Raw genomic sequence first — 19,494 nt, forward strand, 5'->3', positions numbered from 1 at the left:
TGAAAAAGATGGAGAGTACCCATGATGAAATCAACGAGTCTTGCTGGCTTACTATTAAGTTCCCTGCTGATGTGCAGCGGTGCATTCGCTGCTGATAATGTGATCAAACCGACCCGTGGAACCATTGATTCAGTGAATGACTCCTCCGTACAAGTGACCACCCGTCAGGGTGAGAAGCTGGATATCAAACTGACTGACCAGACCAAAATCAATAGCGTAACCAAAGGCCAGCTTTCTGACATCAAAGCCGACAGCTTCATCGGTACCGCGGCGGTTCCTCAGGCCAACGGAACGTTGAAAGCATTGGAAGTTCATGTGTTTGCACCAAGCCTGCGCGGCAGCGGCGAAGGGTTCAACCCGTTTGAATCCGCAGACGGTAAAATCAATACCATGACCAACGGCACCGTCGGCAAACTGGTAAATAGCAATGGCCGTACCCTGACCGTTAAATACCATGACGCAGAAAAAACCGTCATCGTGCCGGATGATGTCCCGGTTGTTCTGCTGGCACCGGGTGACCGAAGCCTGCTCAAACCTGGTGTGAAAATCGTGATGTTCGCGATGAAAGATGACAAAGGCCAATGGGTCGCACGCGCTATTTCCGCGGGTAAAGACGGCATCGCACCACCGATGTAAAGAGTGAGCCGCCGGATCTCCTGTGTCTGCATTTGATAGGCGGCAAGATTAGCATTAGATCACAACGGCGCGGACCTCCCTCTTTCGCGCCGTTGTGTTTCTTCTTTTGACCACGCAGGAGAGACTTCGTGAGCCAACAATCCGCTTTGAAAGTCATGCCCCATAAGCCAACCCGGAAAAGAAAAATTCATTCGTGGCCGGTCCGCCTCTGTCACTGGATAAATCTGCTCGCCATGATTGGCATGGTCATGAGCGGTTGGGGCATTTATAACGCCGATCCGCTGTTCAGTTTTCTCAGTTTTCCTCAGTCCACCACACTGGGAGGCTGGCTGGGAGGCAATATTGCCTGGCATCTGGCCGTAATGTGGTTGCTAGCGGCCAATGCACTGATTTATTTGATATGGGGGCTGTGCAGTGGTCATTTGAAACGTGATTTTTTCCCGTTTACACCGAAATCCATCTGGCGTGACACCGTACAGGCGCTGACCTTTAAACTGCCGCACAAGCTCGGGGAATATAACGCCGTGCAGAAAGTGATGTATGTCGGGGTACTCTTACTCGGCGCACTGTTGGTACTTTCGGGGTTATCTATCTGGAAACCGGTGCAGTTCAGCGGCCTGGTGTGGCTGTTCGGCGGTTTCGATATCGCCCGCTATGTCCATTTCTTTGCCATGAGTGGTGTGGTTCTGTTTGTGGTCGTGCACGTATTGATGGTATTGCTGGTGCCTAAAACCTTGGTTGCCATGATCACCGGCGGTAAAAAACAGGCCATCAAGGAGAGTGCTGATGAGTGATAAAAGCAACAGGCCAAAAATCATCGTCGAGCCGGACCAACGTAAGCAATTGGTGAATATTCAGCGACGACTGTTGCTGCGTTCCGGCCTGACGTTGGGTGCCGTATCCATGCTCACCGGCTGTAATTTACAGGACGGTGATGACGTCGACAAAGTGCTGTGGGCCATGTCTCGCTGGAATGACCGGGTACAGGGATGGCTGTTCGGTGGACAAAAGCTGGCGCAAATCTACCGTGCGGATCAAATCACCACACCGTTTCGTTTCAACGCTTATTATCCTGAATATAATGTGCCAGAGATCGATATCCCAAACTACCGGCTGGAAGTTTCTGGGCTGGTGCAGAAAAAAACGCCCTGGACCTTGGAGCAGTTGCAGCGCTTGCCGCAGGAAAGCCAGATCACGCGTCTGATTTGTATTGAAGGCTGGAGCGCGATAGGTCAGTGGAGCGGCGTACCGCTGAAGACTTTTTTGCAACATATCGGGGCAGATCTGACCGCCAAATATGTTGGATTCAAATGCGATGACCGCTATTACTCCAGCATCGATATGGCGACTGCGCTGCATCCACAGACGATTCTGGCGCTAGATTTCGGCGGTAAACCGCTGCCGCCCGACTTCGGCTACCCACTACGTTTACGTATGCCAACCAAGCTCGGCTTCAAAAACGCCAAGCATATCGGTGCCATATTCGTTACCAACGAATATCCTGGCGGTTACTGGGAAGATCAGGGATATAACTGGTACAGCGGGATCTGACACCACTTTTTATACCAATGCAGGCTAACGTACTAAATAGTAACCATAAAAAAATCGCCCCTAGAGGCGATTTTTAATTTCGAAATCTTGCTTTCAAAAGAAAGGCAGCGTTAAAACGCTATAGATCTTGAATAATTAGAAGCGGTAACCCACGCCTGCGATCCAAGTGCCAACATCAACACTGCGGATGCGAGACTGCTCGTAGGAGAAGTCCAAAGCAACGTTTTCGATTGGGTTAAACTGCATACCCGCACCGTAAGAGAAACCGTAATCGCTGGTGCCAGATTTGTCACGCAGAACGTCAGAGCTGGTATTAGTGCTGCCCTGAGTTTTACCGTAACCCACACCCACTACACCGTAGATGGAAGCCCAGTCGTTAAGACGGTAAGCTGGACCTGCAGTGATGCCGTAGTACTGTGATTTGCCGTAACCGTTGTCAGCTTCAGAACTGTCTTTCTCGATGTAAGTGAAAGAACCGATCACGCCAAGTGGATTGCTGTCTTGCTCGAAACGATATTTCAGGTTGAAGCCGTTTGCTTTGTTAGCAACGCCTTGCATATCGCCTTGCGCGTAACCACCGGTTACAGTGCTGGTGTCAGCGAATGCGCTGGAAGCGCCCAGTGCTACTACGCAAGCTAATGCGGAAAGACATGCGATTTTCTTCATAACAACCACCTCAAATGGAAAACAAAAGTAACCTTCACCATGGAAATATAACAAAAAGCAGCGTGAAACTCTGCCTGATATAAGGTGTCCAAAGCGTCATATGGTGTAACAGAAAGTTTCCATTAGCACCTATCTAATTGATTTTATTTTATTTTTCATCATTAATTGCATAAGTAAAACTTATTGAACTTTTTCCATTTAGCAGATAATTCTTAAAATTATGAGCACTTTTTAACCACAAAACGGCTGTTTTTTGCCAAATGATTTTCTAAAAAATCTTTTTTATGGATTTTCCCACTCAACTTTTCACTCTACAGTGGGGTATCGCATGTACATATGCTTTTAAATTTCACCTGCAAACACAACAATTCCCCGGACCGGGATCACATTTAAGGCGCAAAGGATGACCAGGTTGGACAAAAACACATCAACAGGCGATTCGTCTATAGACAAGTCCTCAGATGATATTCACCACTTCGACACACCTGCGTTGCCCGTGTTACCAAAAACAGCGTCTCCACTTATCGCAGTGTTGCTGTTGCTGATTGCCATGCTTTCCTTGCAGGGCGGAGCGTCACTGGCAAAAACCTTGTTTCCGGTGGTTGGGCCGCAAGGCGTGACGGCATTGCGCCTGGGGATTGGCTCCCTGCTCCTGCTCGCATGGTTCCGGCCATGGCGAATGAAAGTGCGCGGCGGCAATCTACGCGCTCTGTTGATCTATGGGCTGGCGCTCGGCAGCATGAACTACAGCTTCTATCTGGCAATCCAGACCGTGCCACTGGGCATTGGTGTCGCCCTCGAATTCACGGGTCCGCTGGCAGTCGCGATGTTCTCCTCGCGTCGTCCGGTGGATTTCGTCTGGGTCATTCTGGCGGTGGTGGGATTGTGGTTTCTGTTACCTCTCGGCCATAATACGGACAGCATCGACCCAAAAGGAGCCTGTTTGGCGCTGTTTGCCGGTGCCTGCTGGGCTATCTACATTTTGGCTGGTCAGCGTGCAGGCAGTAGCTACGGACCCAGCACCGCAGCGATTGGCTCGCTAATTGGTGCACTGGTCTTCTTCCCGATTGGCGCGATTCAGGCACATGCCTCTATTTTCAGCCTATCAATCCTGCCACTCGGCCTGTTGATCGCCCTGCTGACATCCGCGGTGCCTTATTCTCTGGAGATGATGGCCATGACCCGCTTGCCGGCGAAAACCTTCGGCACACTGATGAGCATGGAGCCAGCGATGGCGGCCATGTCGGGCATTATCTTCCTCGGCGAATACCTGAACGGCATGCAATGGCTGGCACTGGCGGCAATCATCGCCGCCTCTGTGGGTTCAACACTGACTATCCAGCGAAAAATCAAACTTGAAACGGTAAAAGTGGCAGGCAACCGGCCATCCGGGAAGTAATTTCCCTGTCTAACGAAGAAAACCACACCGTGGCGTGTGGTTTTTTAGTAAATAAAATCATGAGATTAAAAACTCTTTCATTTTAGGCACCATGGCGTTGTAGGGATAAACCCACGCTGACATGGTTTATTGCGCACAAATATTTACGGTACACAAACTCGCCAGCAGCCTGAACTGAGTCTAGGATTTAGGGACGTGGATCACTGCACTCCGCGCGCGGTGGTTTGTCTCAGGTACCGTTGTAGGGACGTAAAATGAAAGACTGGAATCCGGATCTTTATCGTCAGTTCGAAGCAGAACGCACCCGTCCTGCGGCAGAGTTATTGGCCCGCGCAATTCACCCTAATGCCAAATTTATCACTGATCTGGGCTGCGGCCCCGGTAACAGTACCGAGCTGCTACGTCACGCCTACCCCGATGCACTGCTCACAGGTATTGATTCTTCGCAAGCCATGCTGGAGCAGGCCCGCGATCGACTGCCCTCCTGCCGCTTTGAACTGGCGGACATCCGCGAGTGGCGGCCGCAACAGCAGCAGGACATCATTTATAGCAACGCCTCGTTGCAGTGGGTTACCGGCCATGAACATCTGCTACCACACTTGATGCAGCAACTGGCAACGGAGGGGATCCTCGCGATACAAATGCCGGATAATCTTGAACAACCGTCGCACTATTTGATGCAGAAAGTCGCGGAGAGCAGCATCTGGAAAGCGGAAATTGGCCGTATGGAGGATTCACGCAATCCTCTGCTGACCACCGAGCAGTATTACGACCTGCTGGCCAGTCAGGGGGCTCTGGTGGACATCTGGCGCACCACCTATTACCACGTCATGTCATCGGCGAAAGCGATTGTCGACTGGCTGAGCGCCACCGGCTTACGACCGTTTTTGGCACCGCTGGATGATGCTCGCCAGGATGCTTTCCTTGCCCAATACCTGCATGAACTTGAACAGGTTTATCTGCCGCGCGCCGACCGCAGCGTGCTACTGGCCTTCCCGCGCCTGTTTATTATCGCCCGTAAAAGCGCTCACCATTGAAATGGCGCATATATAAGCCTCTGGATATCTTAAGAAACATGATGAATTATTATGTTGAGCAGATCATATTGACACCAGGTGTTATCCCTCCGGGCAGGAAATATCCTAAAATAGCACCAGATAATAAAAATAAGCCAGGGAATACTTAGTACAGAAAAACAACAAATAGTAATATAAGTCACTATTGTCACTTACAAGAGACAATAAAAGATAAAACAAAAAATAATACTAAATATCACATAGTTATAACCAAATTCTTCATTGAGACTTGAAGTTCACTCTCGTCAGGCTTATGGTATTTAGAAGAAGATTAATTGGCGACTGCGTATAATTCATCATATATGCAAGACTTGCTTTTAATGAGGAGAAATAACCTCCTGCCGAAATTATTGGTTTATTAGATTTCATCTATTTCATCAATAGCCAAGAATTTCCGGCAGAGCCGGGAAAGGTTGCTATACTATTTTCAGTCTTGTTTATCTCCATACGTTAAATCTAATTAATCGAGAAATTGAGTGACTGCATACCATGACATAGGATTGTGCACTCATCACCACTACTCACTGAAGAGGATATCAATATGAGCACCGCTAAACTGGTAAAAACGAAATCTTCTGAGCTTATCTATACCCGTAATGACGTAGAAGAAAGCGTCAAGCTTGATACCATCAAAGTTCTAAATCGCTTGGTGGCACAATATATTGACTTGTCTCTGATCACTAAGCAGGCCCACTGGAACATGCGCGGCTTGAACTTCATCGGTGTACACGAAATGCTGGACGGGTTCCGTACCGCGATCACCGATCATCAAGATACTTTGGCAGAGCGTGTCGTGCAATTAGGTGGTGTCGCGCTCGGTACCGTGCAAGTCGTTAATGACCAGACCCCGCTGAAAAGCTACCCAACCAACATTCATACCGTGCAGGAACATCTGAAAGCCTTGGCTGAACGTTACGCAGTGACTGCCAACGAAACCCGTAAAGCGATCACGACCGTTGAAGATGAAGATACCGCAGACATCCTGACCGCGGCATCACGAGACCTGGATAAATTCCTGTGGTTTATCGAATCCAATATCGAGTAATGGCAATGGCGCTGTGCGGAGCAAACATGAATCGCGCAGCCTTTCGCTCTATTTTGACGGTATATGGCCGTTACGCGGGTTGGCGACGTGAGTTGCCAACCCGTTTTGCATTATGTCGATACATAGTCACTTAACGACTTCCCCATACAGGAGGGTTTATGGCGAGTGGATGGGCGCAAGATGGCGCTGTGCAGGATCAGATTGATTCAACCGTTGAAGATGCCGTTCAGCGCGCACGGCAGGCGATTAGCCAAGGTGAAAGTGCCGAGTTTTGTCATGAATGTGGTGAAGCGATTCCTGAGGCGAGACGTCAGGCGCTTCCGGGCGTGCAGCACTGTATTGCCTGTCAGACGACACTTGATAAAAAGCAGCAAGCCAACGCTGGCTATAACCGCCGTGGAAGCAAGGACAGCCAGTTGCGCTGACATTATCCTGCAACATCCAAAGGGATTGCCACCTTGCACCAAAACAGTTCAACACTCCTCAATTCCCGACCTTCTCATCGGATATACTCTTGCAACTATGCTTCATTTTTGAGCGCATGTTTCAGGGCTTTCATGTAAAAGTTAGAGTAAGACTGCAATAACGAAGCACGATTGTTAATTAACGATTGTTTAAAACACAGTATTTGGTTAATGATAAAGCGTTGCACCATCATGAGCCGCATCAATTTAGCATTACGCACCATCATAGTGCGTGATGTGTTGTTTTTTTGACTCATTCAGTTCATAAAAACATAATCCATTGAAAGTTAATAGATTTGATAGTTGGCGCGCATATTGCATTAAAATCGATCGCAGCACGTATATCGCTCCCATAATATGTATAAAGGAAATTAACTGATGAAGTCACTGTTAAAAGTTTCCCTGGCCGCACTGGCGCTGGCCTTTGCCGTTAGCTCCCATGCAGCAGAAAAAAAATTAATCGTAGCTACCGACACTGCGTTTGTCCCCTTTGAATTTAAACAAGGCGACAAATATGTCGGTTTTGATATCGACTTATGGGATGCCATTGCTAAAGAGATGAAAGTCTCTTACGAACTGAAACCAATGGATTTCGGCGGCATCATCCCCGCTCTGCAAACCCATAATATCGATCTGGCGCTGGCTGGTATCACGATTACCCCAGAGCGTAAAAAAGCGATCGACTTCTCTGACGGCTACTACAACAGCGGCCTGATGATCATGGTTAAAAAAGACAACAACACCATCAAAAGCGTGGCCGATCTGGCAGGCAAAACAGTGGCAGTAAAAAGCGGTACCAGCTCGGTTGATTACATGAAAGCCAATGTGAAAACCAAAGATCTGCGTCAGTTCCCTAACATCGACAGCGCTTATATGGAACTCAGTACCGGTCGTGCTGATGCGGTGATGCACGATACACCGAACATCCACTACTTCATCAAAACTGCCGGTAACGGTCAGTTCAAAGCCGTTGGCGATTCTCTGGCCGGTCAGCAATACGGCATCGCCTTCCCGCAAGGCAGTGCACTGCGTGAAAAAGCTAACGCTGCGCTGAAGACCATCAAAGAAAACGGCACCTACGCCAAAATCTATAAGAAATGGTTCGACACCGAACCGAAATAAAAGCTATCGCACCTGACGTTGTAGCCTTTGTTAAATTAACGCCTGCCAGCCAAAAATGCTGAGCAGGCTGCTTTACCAGGAGAGAATACATGCAGTTTGACTGGAGCGTTATTTGGCCCGCTCTGCCTATCCTGCTCGAAGGCGCCAAACTGACCCTATGGATTTCAATCCTCGGTCTGGTCGGCGGCTTGATTATCGGTGTTATTGCGGGTTTTGCCCGCGCGTTTGGCGGCTGGTTCAGCAGCCATATTGCACTGGTGTTTATTGAGCTTATTCGCGGTACGCCGATTGTTGTGCAAGTGATGTTTATCTACTTCGCCCTGCCGATGATGGTCAGCGGTTTACGCATTGACCCTTTCACCGCTGCGGTGGTGACTATCATTATTAACTCAGGCGCCTATATCGCAGAAATTACCCGCGGTGCCGTTTTGTCGATTCATAACGGTTTCCGTGAAGCCGGTCTGGCACTGGGTCTGTCGCGCCGTGCCACGCTGCGTTACATCATCATGCCTTTAGCGCTGCGCCGCATGCTGCCACCGTTGGGTAACCAGTGGATCGTCAGCATTAAAGACACGTCGCTGTTTATTGTCATCGGTGTGGCGGAACTGACCCGTCAGGGCCAGGAGATCATTGCAGGTAACTTCCGTGCAATGGAAATCTGGAGTGCGGTTGCCGTTATTTATCTGATTATCACGCTGGCTCTGAGCTTTGTTCTGCGCCGCCTCGAACGCAAACTGAAAATCATATGATTGAATTCAAGAACGTCTCAAAACACTTTGGTAAAACCCAGGTGCTCCACGACATCGATCTGAATATTTCTCAGGGTGAAGTGGTGGTGATCATCGGGCCATCTGGCTCGGGTAAATCCACGCTACTGCGCTGCATCAACAAACTGGAGGAGATCACTTCCGGCGAGCTGATTGTTGATGGCCTGAAAGTGAATGACCCGAAAGTGGACGAACGCCTGATCCGTCAGGAAGCGGGCATGGTGTTCCAGCAGTTTTATCTTTTCCCGCACATGACCGCACTGGAAAACGTGGCCTTCGGCCCGATCCGTGTTCGTGGTGCATCAAAAGATGAAGCCAATAAACAGGCCAAAGAGCTGCTGGCGAAAGTCGGTCTGTCTGAGCGCGCCCATCACTATCCGTCAGAGCTTTCCGGTGGGCAACAGCAACGCGTAGCCATTGCCCGTGCGCTGGCAGTGAAACCGAAGTTGATGCTGTTTGATGAGCCTACGTCTGCACTTGACCCGGAACTGCGCCACGAAGTGTTAACCGTTATGAAGCAGTTGGCTGACGAAGGCATGACGATGGTTATCGTGACCCACGAAGTCGGCTTTGCTGAGAAAGTGGCTTCGCGTTTGATCTTCATCGACAAAGGCCGTATCGCCGAAGATGGTTCACCGGCAGAACTGATTGCCAACCCGCCAAGCGAACGCCTGCGCGAGTTTCTGCAACACGTATCCTGAACCAGCCACACCGGCTATGAACAGACGGGCACCTTCGGGTGCCCGTTTTTTTGGCGGCTTTTCCCCATTCCAGTCATAAATTCCCTACACTGTCGCTACATCGTTTGAGAACGGCCGATCAACCGTCGCTTTGAAAGTGAGGAATAATGCCCAATAACGACAGGAACACGTTATCGCAACGACACAGAAATCCTGCATTACTTGTCTTGCCCTTTTTGCTCCTGACGCTGATGCTGAGTCTGCTTAGCACCGCCTCCCACGCCGCAGCACCCCAAGCGTCCTCTTCCAGTGAAGCCGATAAACAACAGGTATCCTACAACGCGCTGGCTGATATTTTGCAAGATGACAAATCCCGCGCTGACCTGATCACTCATCTGCGCGAGGCGGCAAAACCAGCCGCTAATGGGACACAAAAGCCAGCCACCAAAGCACCTGAGGAAAAATCAGAGCAGTTGTCACTTATCGACAATCTGGTGAACACCAGCCAACATTACATATCGCGGATAGTAGAGAAAGTGCAGAAGCTTAAGCGCACCATTGATTCCGGTCCGCAGCGTGCATTCAATATGGAACGCTTCTTTCACGCATTGACCTATTTCCTGCTCACCATATTGGTGACCTTCGCGCTGTTTCATCTGATACGTCTGCTGGTTAGGCCGCTGTATAAGCGCCTTGGTCGCTGGGGACATGATGCTCGCCTGAAAGAGGCTCACTGGTATCAGCTTCCCGCCAGTATTTTCAGTGCCTTTGTGATCGACATCGGCATTCTGTTGCTGACCGTCGCCGCAGGTAATCTGTTTACCCAATATGTTAATGGTAACAGCGTGTTGATAGCTCGACAGCAGGTGTTGTTCCTCAGCGCGTTTGCGATTATCGAGTTTTTCAAGGCGGTACTGCGGCTGATTTTCGCACCTAATTTCGATTACCTGCGTCCCTTCCCGCTCAGCGACCAGACCGCACGGTACTGGAACACTCGGCTGGCGTGGGTCAGCGGTCTGATTGGTTACGGCCTGATGGTCGTAGTCCCAATTGTCGCCACTCAGGTCAATTACCAAACTGCCGCAATCGTTAACTTCGTAGTGATGCTGGCACTGACGCTCTATGCCAGTTGGCTCATTATGTATAATCGCAGAAATATCCATCATGAATTCAATCTGCTGGCCGAACGTTCAATGGCCTTCTTCAGTATTATTCTGCGGGCGCTGGGGCATATCTGGCATATTCTGGCGATCAGTTATTTTATGGTGCTGTTCTTCCTGTCGCAGTTTGATTTCGCAGGAAGCCTGACATTCATGATGGCGGCTACGCTGAAAAGCCTGGTGGTTATTGGTCTTGGCGCGGTGATCTCTGGCCTGCTGTCGCGTTGGATTTTAAAACGTATCACCCTGCCAGATGACGTTAATCGCCGCTATCCGCTGTTGCAAAAAAGGATTAACTCCTACATTCCGGGGGGATTGAAGATCCTGCGCGTCCTGGTGGTACTGGCCGTCACGCTGTCCCTGCTCGATGCCTGGCGGATTTTCAATCTAAGCCAATGGTTTCTGACCGAAACCGGCGCTGAGGTGGTCGGCGGATTGATGCATATTCTCTTTATTCTCTTCTTCGCCATCGTTTCATGGACACTACTCGCCAGCATTATTGAGCATCGTTTGGCGCTGGAATTAGGCAGCGGCAACCGGCCAAGCGCTCGTGAACGCACCTTATTGACGTTGTTTCGCAACGTGCTGGCCATCGTCATTTGTACCATCACCATTATGATTATGCTGTCGCAGATCGGATTGAATATCGCCCCGCTGCTGGCCGGTGCTGGTGCGCTGGGTTTAGCGATCAGCTTCGGTGCACAGACACTGGTAAAAGATGTCATCACCGGCATCTTTATTCAGTTTGAGAATGGTATGAATACGGGAGAATACGTCACGGTGATGGGCATCAGTGGCACGGTGGAGCGCATGACTATTCGTTCGATTGGCCTGCGCGATATTTACGGCGTCTATCATATCGTTCCCTACTCTTCGATCACCACGCTGTCTAACTACGAGCGCGAGTTCGGCGTCTATCGCGCCAATTACAGCGTCAGCCGCGAGGAAGATATTGATCAGGTGAATAGCATTCTGACCGAGGCGGTTGAAGCGCTTAAGCAAGATGAAGCGATCAAAGGATCCCTCATCGGTGAGCCAATCTATCAGGGTGTTGTCGCACTTGGCGACCAGTCATTTACTGTGCGAGTGCTGATCCGCACCAAGGCGCTGGAGCAGTGGAACGTGCAGTACGCGCTGGATCGTCTGGTGAAGATTCATTTCCAGAAAGCCGGTATTACCATGCCGAAGCAGGCAATGCGGGTGTACACCGAAGGAGAAGGAGATGGGAGAAATGGAGGGGATGGGGCGTTGAAAAGCCCGGGGGAAACGTTTTAATTTCAAATTAAATTTTAAATTCAAGGTCGTGGGCGTCGGCCCACACCGACCAAGGGAGCCGCGCGCGGCGATAGGCGCCTCTAAAGGCCGGTTTGGGTGGCAACCCAAGGTTTTGACTTTGAATTTAAAAGCAGGTTTGGGCGGCAAGCCCATAATTTGGAAGCGGCCCGAAAGCCGCCTCTTTCATCACTCTTTAATATCTGTCTGATAGAAAATGTGTTTCCCGAACGGGTCAATCTCATAGCCAGTGACTTCTTTGCGTACTGGCTCAAAAATTGTCGAGTGGGCGATGAAGACCGCCGGTGCCTGATCGTGCATCATCTGCTGGGCTTCTTCGTACAGCACCACGCGTTTATCGTGATCGGTGGTTTCTTTCGCTTCAGTGATTAACTTGTCAAACGGCGGATAACACCATTTGGCCGAGTTGGAACCGCCTTTGGCTGCGTTACAGGTAAAGAGCGGGCCAAAGAAGTTATCCGGGTCACCGTTGGCGGTGGTCCAGCCCATCAGGGCCGCCATATGTTCTCCGTTACGCACCCGGGTTTGATACTCGCCCCACTCGAAGCTGACGATTTTGGCTTTAACGCCAATTTTTGCCCAGTCAGATTGGATCATCTCTGCCATGCGGCGGGCGTTCGGGTTATACGGACGCTGAATCGGCATCGCCCACAGATCGATCTCAAAACCGTCCGGTACACCGGCTTCCGCTAGCAAGGCTTTGGCTTTTTCCGGCGAATAGTCGTAATCCTTAACCTTATCGTTATAACCCCACACACCGGTTGGCAACAGTGTTTTAGCTGCCGTGCCGGTACCGCGGAACACCGCGTCGATAATCTGCGGTTTGTTGATCGCCATGCTCAGTGCCTGACGCACTTTGACGTTATCCAGTGGTGGTTTTTGGGTATTAAAGGAGAGGAAACCGGTATTCAGGCCAGACTTGCTCATCAAATTAATGTCTTTGTTGGCGCGCATGCGGTCGAGATCGGCCGGGTTCGGGAACGGCATGACCTGGCACTCGTTCTTCTCAAGCTTGGCAAGACGCATCGAGGCATCCGGTGTAATGCTGTATACCAGACGATCAATTTTCGATTTACCCTGCCAATATTGCGGGAAAGCTTTGAACAGCAGACGAGTGTCTTTTTGGTACTGTACCAGTTCAAACGGGCCGGTACCGATCGGGTTCATATCGACTTTCTCTGGAGTACCGGCTTTCAGCATCTGATCGGCATATTCGGCCGAGAGGATAGAGGCAAAATACCAGGCCAGGTCCGCAACAAATGGCGCTTCCGGACGAGTCAGATTAAAGCGCACAGTGTTGTCATCCACTCTGTCGATACTGCCGATCAAATCGCCCATTTTCAGGCTGTCAAAATTGAGATACGTGCCACCCGATACCTTGTGGTACGGATTATTTTCGTCCTTCTGACGCATGAAGGAAAAAATCACGTCGTCAGCATTGAAGTCGCGAGTAGGAGTGAACAATTTACTGCTCTGGAATTTCACCCCTTTACGCAAGTGGAAAGTATAGGTTTTACCATCCGGGCTGACGTCCCAACTTTCGGCCAGGCTTGGCACCAGTTCCGTCGTCCCTGTTTTGAAGTCGACCAAACGGTTATAAATCGGTGCTGCACTGGCATCGACAGAGGTGCCGGAGGTATAAAGCTGCGGGTTAAATTGTTCAGGTGAGCCTTCAGAACAGTACACCAGCGTCTTGGCAGAAACGCCGCCCACCATTGCCAGTGCCATCAATCCGCTGCTTATTTTTAATATTTTCTGTTTCATTGTTTTCCCTATCTGAAGTGATTAAAAACTACAAAGATCCTGCTAATGATCGTGGTGCGAAAAGCAAAAACAGATTAACATTCATGCAACGTTTTGTAATACTCTGTTATATATGAAAGTCTTATATGTATGCAAACTTAGAGGTAAAGATGTCGACAACACTCGCAAAACAGCTTTCCGAACGTTTCTTTCGCTACCTTGCCGTTACCACCCAAAGTGATGCCAGCGTCACCACGCTGCCAAGTACGCCTGGGCAGCATACACTGGCGAAACTGCTGGCTGATGAACTGAAAACTCTGGGTCTGCAAAACATTCAGATTGATGAGCACGCTACCGTGACCGCAGTAAAACCGGGCACTAAACTGGGCGGCCCACGCATTGGTTTTATCACCCATATTGATACCGTTGATGTCGGTCTCAGCCCAGACATTCATCCACAAATACTGACCTTTACCGGCGACGACGTTTGTCTGAACAAAGAGAAAGACATCTGGTTGCGTCCGTCAGAACGCCCTGAAATTTTGCCTTACAAGGGTGAAGACATTATTTTCAGTGACGGCACCAGCGTGCTCGGGGCTGACAATAAAGCGGCCGTGACGGTCGTGATGACGATGTTGGAAAATCTGCGTGATGACCAGCAGTACGGCGACATCGTCGTGGCATTCGTGCCAGATGAAGAGATTGGCCTGCGCGGTGCCAAAGCGCTGGATCTGAAACGTTTTGACGTTGATTTCGCCTACACGATTGACTGCTGCGAGCTTGGCGAAGTGGTGTATGAGAACTTTAACGCGGCGGCGGCGACGATCACCTTTACGGGCGTGACAGCGCATCCGATGTCGGCTAAAGGCGTGTTAGTCAACCCCATGCTGATGGCTCATGACTTCATGAGCCAATTTGACCGTGCAGAAACGCCGGAAAACACCGAGGGTCGTGAAGGGTATGTCTGGTTTAATGGCATGAACGCTACCCAGCAAGGCGCTGAGCTAAACGCTTCAATCCGCGATTTTGACAGCGCCAGCTTTGCCGCCCGCAAACAGAAAATTGAAGACGTTGCCCAGCAGATCGCGGCCCGCTATCCGACGGCAAACGTCTCGGTGGAGATAAGCGACACCTACAGCAATATCAGCAGCGCTATTGGCGAAGATAAACGCGCTATCGAGCTGATTTTTGCCGGTCTGAAGGAGATTGCCGTTGAGCCAAAAGTGATCCCGATGCGTGGTGGCACCGACGGCGCAGCGCTCTCAGCCAAAGGGCTACTGACACCAAACTACTTTACCGGTGCGCATAACTTCCACTCGAAGTATGAATTCCTGCCCGTCAGCTCTTTTGTGAAATCCTACGAACTAACCGTTCAGCTCTGTCTGTTAGCAGCTAAGGTTTGATTTAAGGCTATAAAAAAACCGTCGCCTTGAACTGCGCCCCTACTTTTGGGATGGCGTTCAAGATGACGGTTTTTTATTTTAACGACAGGTTATTTCAGCGCACCCGACAGGAACTGTTGCAGACGCGTACTTTTTGGATTGCTGAAGACTTCCGCCGGATCCCCCTGCTCTTCTATCACACCTTTATGCAGGAAAATCACATGATTTGAAACATGGCGGGCAAACTCCATTTCATGAGTCACTACCACCATCGTTTTCCCCTCTTCTGCCAGCTTCTGCATAATGCGCAGCACTTCGCCTACCAGCTCCGGGTCCAACGCAGAGGTCGGTTCGTCAAACAATAACACTTCAGGTTCCATCGCCAGCGCACGGGCAATAGAGACACGCTGCTGCTGCCCCCCGGAGAGATTCACCGGATATTTTCCCTGCGCACGTGCGTCGATACCGACTTTATTCAGATATTTCACCGCGCGCTCACGCGCTTCAGCCTTGCTGAGCCCCAGAACCTGCACTGGTGCTTCCATCACGTTTTCCAACACCGTCATGTGACTCCACAGATTGAAATGCTGGAACACCATGGTCAGTTTGGTACGCAGCAATTGCAGCTGTTTCTTGTCGAATACTTTCAGCTGGCCGTCGGTGTCGCGCACCATCCGGATATCCTGATTATTGACGCTGATGGAACCTTCACTCGGTTTTTCGAGGAAGTTTATGCAGCGCAGAAAGGTACTCTTACCCGATCCCGATGACCCGATAATGCTGATCACATCACCGGCATTGGCGGAGAGTGACACGCCTTTTAGGACTTCATGGTCACCGTAGCGTTTGTGCAGGTCGAGAACCGCTAATTTGTTTTCCGGCATGATGTTTTATCCAAAAGTGATTACCTAAATCATTCAAGTTGCATCAAGACTGCAACTGAATGACGCCCGGAAACTGACTTACGTCAGTGACTGGGTGAATGAAGTCGGCCAACGCAGAGGCCGCCCAAAGGATGACAGTCATTTAGTGGGTTTGAGGCTTAACATGCCCCAGCCAGCGTTTTTCCGCCAAGCGGAACAGACTAATTAAGGCAAATGAGATGCACAGATAAATCACCGCTGCGATGCCAAACGCATAGAACGGCTGATAGGTAGCCGAATTGATATCGCGGGCAATTTTCAGCACGTCAGGCACCGTGGCAGTGAATGCCAAAGCCGTCGAGTGCAGCATCAGGATCACCTCATTGCTGTAAGCGGGTAACGCGGTGCGCAATGCCGAAGGCAAAATAATGCAGGTATATAGCTTGAAGCGCGAGAAACCATAGGCATTCGCCGCTTCAATTTCGCCATGTGGCACCGCGCGGATCGCACCGGCGAAAATCTCGGTGGTGTAGGCGCAGGTGTTTAGCGTTAGCGCGAGAATCGTGCAGTTCAATCCACTACGGAAAAAGGCGTTGAGAAGATCGGTGCCACGCACGATCTCCAGACTGTACATGCCAGAGTAAAAGACCAGTAGCTGCACATAGAGCGGCGTACCACGAAACACATAGGTATAAAGCCAGATGGGTAAGCGGATAAACTTGTTCGACGATACACGGCCTACTGCCATCGGTATCGCCAGTAAACCCCCGATGACCACCGAGCTGATTAACAGCCATAGCGTGATGGCCAGACCGGTAAAACGGTAACCGTCGCTGTAGAGTAGCGACTTGCCGTATTGTTGCAGGATCTCAATCATAGCTCAGCCCTCTTCACACCCAGCGAATAACGGCGTTCGAGCCATAACAGCACCCCATTGGAAACCGTGGTAAACACCAGATAAATCACGCCCGCCACGATGGCGAAATAAAACGGCTGATAGGTACCTTTCCCTGCCAGCACCGTGGCCTTCACCACATCATTGAGGCCAAGCAGTGAGACCAACGCGGTGGCTTTAAGAATAACCTGCCAGTTGTTGCCAATGCCGGGTAAGGCAAAACGCATCATGGCCGGGAACAAAATTCGCCGGAAGATTTGCGCACCGCTGAAACCAAACGCTGTAGCGGCTTCGATTTGCCCGCGGGGAACGGCCATAAAGGCACCACGGAAGGTTTCGGTGAAATACGCGCCGTAGATAAAACCCAGCGTAATAATACCGGCACCGAGCGGATCAATATCAATCTGCGCCATACCCACGGATTCTGTCAGGCTGTTCAAGACGATCTGCAGTCCGTAGAAAATCAACAACATCAGAACTAAGTCCGGCACGCCACGAATTAGCGTCGTGTAGCAGCCGAAAAACCCTGAAATCAGACGGCTTTTGGATAGTTTCCCACCCGCACCGATTAAGCCAATGATGACCGCCAGCACAACCGAGGAAATGGCCAGTTCAAGTGTGACTAATGTGCCCTGGATGATGACGTGGGAATACCCATATAGCATGCTTTTTTCCTGTTTTTGACCGACATCTGTCGCAGGTTATTGTTATGCAGACAATGTTACACAGACAACAAATAGTGCAAATAATTGGCTGGTTACGGCCTGCCAGACAGCAGGCCGTAGAACGCTATTGCTGAAGTCATTAATCGCCGTAAACGTTAAAGTCGAAATATTTCTTCGCCAGCTTGTCGTAAGTGCCGTCTTTACGTATTTCGGCAAATGCTTTGTTCAAGGCGGCTTTCAGATCGTCATCGCCTTTACGTAAGCCCATGCCGGTGCCCACGCCAAAGAATTTATCATCTTTTACTGCCGGGCCGGCAAACACATAGCCTTTACCTGGAGCCTGTTTCAGGAAACCTTCGCTGCCTGCCACTTCGTCCTGGAAAGCCGCGTCAAGACGACCTGAGGCCAGATCCGCATAAATCAGATCTTGGTTCTGGTAAGCCACCACGTTGATACCTTTTGGCTGCCACATGGCGTTAGCATAGGCTTCCTGGGTGGAGCCTTGCAGAACACCCACGCTTTTACCTTTCAACGCGTCCAATGTTGGCAAAATTTTGGTGCCTTTCGGCGCGATGAGACGCGCGTTGGCCGCATAAAGTTTGTCAGTGAAATCAATTTCTTGCTGACGCTTCTCGGTAATGGACAGGGAAGAGATGATGGCATCTATTTTCTTGGCTTTCAGCGACGGGATAAGGGCATCAAAGTCACTTTCTACGAAAGTACATTTGATCTCCGCACGTTTGCACATTGCGTTGGCCAGATCGATATCAAAACCGATCAGTTTACCGCTGGAGTCTTTCGACTCAAAAGGAGCGTAAGTCGGGTCAGTGCCGATCTTAATGTCTTTAGGGACAGCAGCAAAGGCGCTGCTAACACTGGCTAATGCCAAAACCAGCGGAAGAACCTTGAACAACTTTTTCATACATTACCCTCAGTCATTAATCGTTTGTTGTGGTTGGTCATTTTGTTGTGTTGGAACATCTTTTTATTATTAGTCATGCCAGTGCAGCTAATGGGACGTCGTGTTCCCTGGGGTTAACCATGCAGTTTTCATGCCGATTATCTTCCAGTCAGCTTAGCGAGTCAGCATCAGCTCAATGCGATTAAAATTTCAGCAAGATCACGTCGAGAATCAGCATGATGAATCGCGCACCGGAACAGAGTGCAACAGAAATGCACTAAAATGGAACAGGCAATGTTTGAATTTGGTGCAATGTTATCAATTTGTACAAAAGGTGGGCTTAAATGGGGAAATACGTTTAGCGGCCGCCCTGCCATCGAACAAATAGATCTTTCGGCAACTCGATATCGAACTGGTCAATCACTCGGTTTACGGTCTGATTAATAATGTCATCGACGCTGACCGGACGATGATAAAACGCAGGAACCGGCGGCATGATCACCGCACCGAGCTCCGCGGCCTGTGTCATAAGACGCAAATGGCCCAGATGCAACGGTGTTTCACGCACACACAGCACCAGACGGCGACTCTCTTTGAGCACGACATCAGCGGCGCGGGTTAACAGACCGTCGGTATAGCTGTTCACAATGCCGGAGAGGGTTTTAATCGAGCAAGGTAAAATGACCATGCCTGCCGTTTTAAAGGAGCCTGAGGAGATACTGGCGGCGATATCGCGGGAATCATGCACAACGTCTGCCAGTTGCTGAACATCACGCAACGTCAGGTCGGTTTCCAGCGTCAGTGTCTGGCGGGCTGCGTTGCTCATCACCAAATGGGTTTCGATATCGGCAACACTTTGCAGAATCTCGAGTAACCGTACGCCATAGATTGCGCCACTTGCGCCGGAAATGCCGACAATAAGTCGTTTCATGAAAACTGCCTCTGAAGAATTGCGCCGGAAACGGCACCGTAAACTGACCAAAATTTATTTTGATGACTTTGCCGCAATGTCCGGGGATAAGCAAGCCCGCCCGCCACAGGGTTCCCGAGGAATTTCACACATAAAAATCTATGGTCACCCCCGTTTTTGCAACACCGATTTTGATTTATGATGGGCTTGCTTAAATCTATACGGCGTCTGATGGGCAACCTTACATTGCCCGCGCCACGATGAAGTCCGCGCCTG

The 19,494-nt window shown here is 50.2% G+C and carries 19 protein-coding genes; 12 read left to right on the forward strand and 7 right to left on the reverse strand.

Translation table 11 applies throughout. The features are described 5' to 3' along the window. Positions 1–21 precede the first annotated feature (21 nt). The 3 genes from IEV89_RS05655 to IEV89_RS05665 all read left to right on the forward strand — a co-directional run bounded on the left by IEV89_RS05655 (position 22) and on the right by IEV89_RS05665 (position 2,187). Positions 22–636, forward strand: coding sequence for a hypothetical protein (locus IEV89_RS05655; RefSeq protein WP_188471252.1), 615 nt, complete (start codon positions 22–24; stop codon positions 634–636). A gap of 155 nt (positions 637–791) precedes the next feature. Then, positions 792–1,430 carry a cytochrome b/b6 domain-containing protein gene (locus IEV89_RS05660; RefSeq protein WP_188471398.1) on the forward strand — a complete coding sequence of 213 codons (639 nt, stop codon included), beginning with the start codon at positions 792–794 and terminating at the stop codon, positions 1,428–1,430. Next, the gene (locus IEV89_RS05665; protein ID WP_188471254.1) at positions 1,423–2,187 is read left to right on the forward strand and encodes a molybdopterin-dependent oxidoreductase; all 765 of its coding nucleotides are present in this window, start codon (positions 1,423–1,425) and stop codon (positions 2,185–2,187) included. The genes IEV89_RS05660 and IEV89_RS05665 overlap by 8 nt, the downstream gene beginning before the upstream one ends. Positions 2,188–2,322: 135 nt before the next feature. On the opposite strand, the gene ompX is transcribed toward IEV89_RS05665, so the two are convergent. After that, a complete protein-coding gene (gene ompX / locus IEV89_RS05670) occupies positions 2,323–2,853 on the reverse strand; it encodes an outer membrane protein OmpX (protein ID WP_188471256.1) in 531 nt (176 codons plus the stop codon). Positions 2,854–3,256: 403 nt separating this feature from the next. On the opposite strand from ompX, the gene rhtA reads away from it, so the two are divergent. From rhtA to ybiO, 8 genes are all read left to right on the forward strand, one after another. Then, complete coding sequence (gene rhtA, locus IEV89_RS05675) at positions 3,257–4,252, forward strand: threonine/homoserine exporter RhtA (protein ID WP_188471258.1); 996 nt, start codon at positions 3,257–3,259, stop codon at positions 4,250–4,252. Positions 4,253–4,506: 254 nt separating this feature from the next. Continuing rightward, on the forward strand, positions 4,507–5,289 hold the full coding sequence (tam, locus tag IEV89_RS05680; RefSeq protein WP_188471260.1) for a trans-aconitate 2-methyltransferase: 783 nt from the start codon (positions 4,507–4,509) through the stop codon (positions 5,287–5,289). Between the two features lie 580 nt (positions 5,290–5,869). Continuing rightward, positions 5,870–6,373 carry a DNA starvation/stationary phase protection protein Dps gene (dps, locus tag IEV89_RS05685; protein ID WP_188471262.1) on the forward strand — a complete coding sequence of 168 codons (504 nt, stop codon included), beginning with the start codon at positions 5,870–5,872 and terminating at the stop codon, positions 6,371–6,373. Between the two features lie 158 nt (positions 6,374–6,531). After that, the gene (locus IEV89_RS05690; RefSeq protein ID WP_188471264.1) at positions 6,532–6,798 is read left to right on the forward strand and encodes a DksA/TraR family C4-type zinc finger protein; all 267 of its coding nucleotides are present in this window, start codon (positions 6,532–6,534) and stop codon (positions 6,796–6,798) included. A 417-nt stretch (positions 6,799–7,215) separates the two neighbouring features. Continuing rightward, complete coding sequence (gene glnH, locus IEV89_RS05695) at positions 7,216–7,959, forward strand: glutamine ABC transporter substrate-binding protein GlnH (RefSeq protein ID WP_188471266.1); 744 nt, start codon at positions 7,216–7,218, stop codon at positions 7,957–7,959. A gap of 89 nt (positions 7,960–8,048) precedes the next feature. Then, on the forward strand, positions 8,049–8,708 hold the full coding sequence (gene glnP / locus IEV89_RS05700) for a glutamine ABC transporter permease GlnP (RefSeq protein ID WP_188471268.1): 660 nt from the start codon (positions 8,049–8,051) through the stop codon (positions 8,706–8,708). Then, positions 8,705–9,427: a glutamine ABC transporter ATP-binding protein GlnQ gene (gene glnQ / locus IEV89_RS05705; RefSeq protein ID WP_188471270.1), complete on the forward strand. Its 723-nt coding sequence runs from the start codon at positions 8,705–8,707 to the stop codon at positions 9,425–9,427. The genes glnP and glnQ overlap by 4 nt, the downstream gene beginning before the upstream one ends. A 206-nt stretch (positions 9,428–9,633) precedes the next feature. After that, the gene (ybiO, locus tag IEV89_RS05710; RefSeq protein ID WP_229746379.1) at positions 9,634–11,841 is read left to right on the forward strand and encodes a mechanosensitive channel protein; all 2,208 of its coding nucleotides are present in this window, start codon (positions 9,634–9,636) and stop codon (positions 11,839–11,841) included. Positions 11,842–12,027: 186 nt separating this feature from the next. Here the strand turns inward: ybiO and IEV89_RS05715 are convergent, their stop codons facing one another. Beyond that, positions 12,028–13,623, reverse strand: a complete 1,596-nt coding sequence (locus tag IEV89_RS05715) for an ABC transporter substrate-binding protein (RefSeq protein ID WP_188471274.1) — start codon at positions 13,621–13,623, stop codon at positions 12,028–12,030. A gap of 149 nt (positions 13,624–13,772) precedes the next feature. Between IEV89_RS05715 and pepT the strand changes: the two genes are divergently transcribed. Further along, positions 13,773–15,005, forward strand: coding sequence for a peptidase T (gene pepT / locus IEV89_RS05720; RefSeq protein ID WP_188471276.1), 1,233 nt, complete (start codon positions 13,773–13,775; stop codon positions 15,003–15,005). Between the two features lie 89 nt (positions 15,006–15,094). Here the strand turns inward: pepT and hisP are convergent, their stop codons facing one another. The 5 genes from hisP to IEV89_RS05745 all read right to left on the reverse strand — a co-directional run bounded on the left by hisP (position 15,095) and on the right by IEV89_RS05745 (position 19,239). Further along, on the reverse strand, positions 15,095–15,868 hold the full coding sequence (hisP, locus tag IEV89_RS05725) for a histidine ABC transporter ATP-binding protein HisP (protein WP_188471278.1): 774 nt from the start codon (positions 15,866–15,868) through the stop codon (positions 15,095–15,097). Positions 15,869–16,010: 142 nt separating this feature from the next. Continuing rightward, the gene (locus IEV89_RS05730) at positions 16,011–16,724 is read right to left on the reverse strand and encodes an ABC transporter permease (protein WP_188471280.1); all 714 of its coding nucleotides are present in this window, start codon (positions 16,722–16,724) and stop codon (positions 16,011–16,013) included. Then, positions 16,721–17,407: a histidine ABC transporter permease HisQ gene (locus tag IEV89_RS05735; RefSeq protein ID WP_188471282.1), complete on the reverse strand. Its 687-nt coding sequence runs from the start codon at positions 17,405–17,407 to the stop codon at positions 16,721–16,723. The genes IEV89_RS05730 and IEV89_RS05735 overlap by 4 nt, the downstream gene beginning before the upstream one ends. A gap of 139 nt (positions 17,408–17,546) precedes the next feature. Continuing rightward, positions 17,547–18,329 carry a lysine/arginine/ornithine ABC transporter substrate-binding protein gene (locus IEV89_RS05740; protein WP_188471284.1) on the reverse strand — a complete coding sequence of 261 codons (783 nt, stop codon included), beginning with the start codon at positions 18,327–18,329 and terminating at the stop codon, positions 17,547–17,549. 337 nt (positions 18,330–18,666) lie between these two features. Continuing rightward, on the reverse strand, positions 18,667–19,239 hold the full coding sequence (locus IEV89_RS05745; protein ID WP_188471286.1) for a UbiX family flavin prenyltransferase: 573 nt from the start codon (positions 19,237–19,239) through the stop codon (positions 18,667–18,669). Positions 19,240–19,494: the final 255 nt, after the last annotated feature.

The sequence above is a fragment of the Hafnia psychrotolerans genome, assembly GCF_014639435.1.
GTDB classification, from domain to species: Bacteria; Pseudomonadota; Gammaproteobacteria; order Enterobacterales; family Enterobacteriaceae; genus Ewingella; species Ewingella psychrotolerans.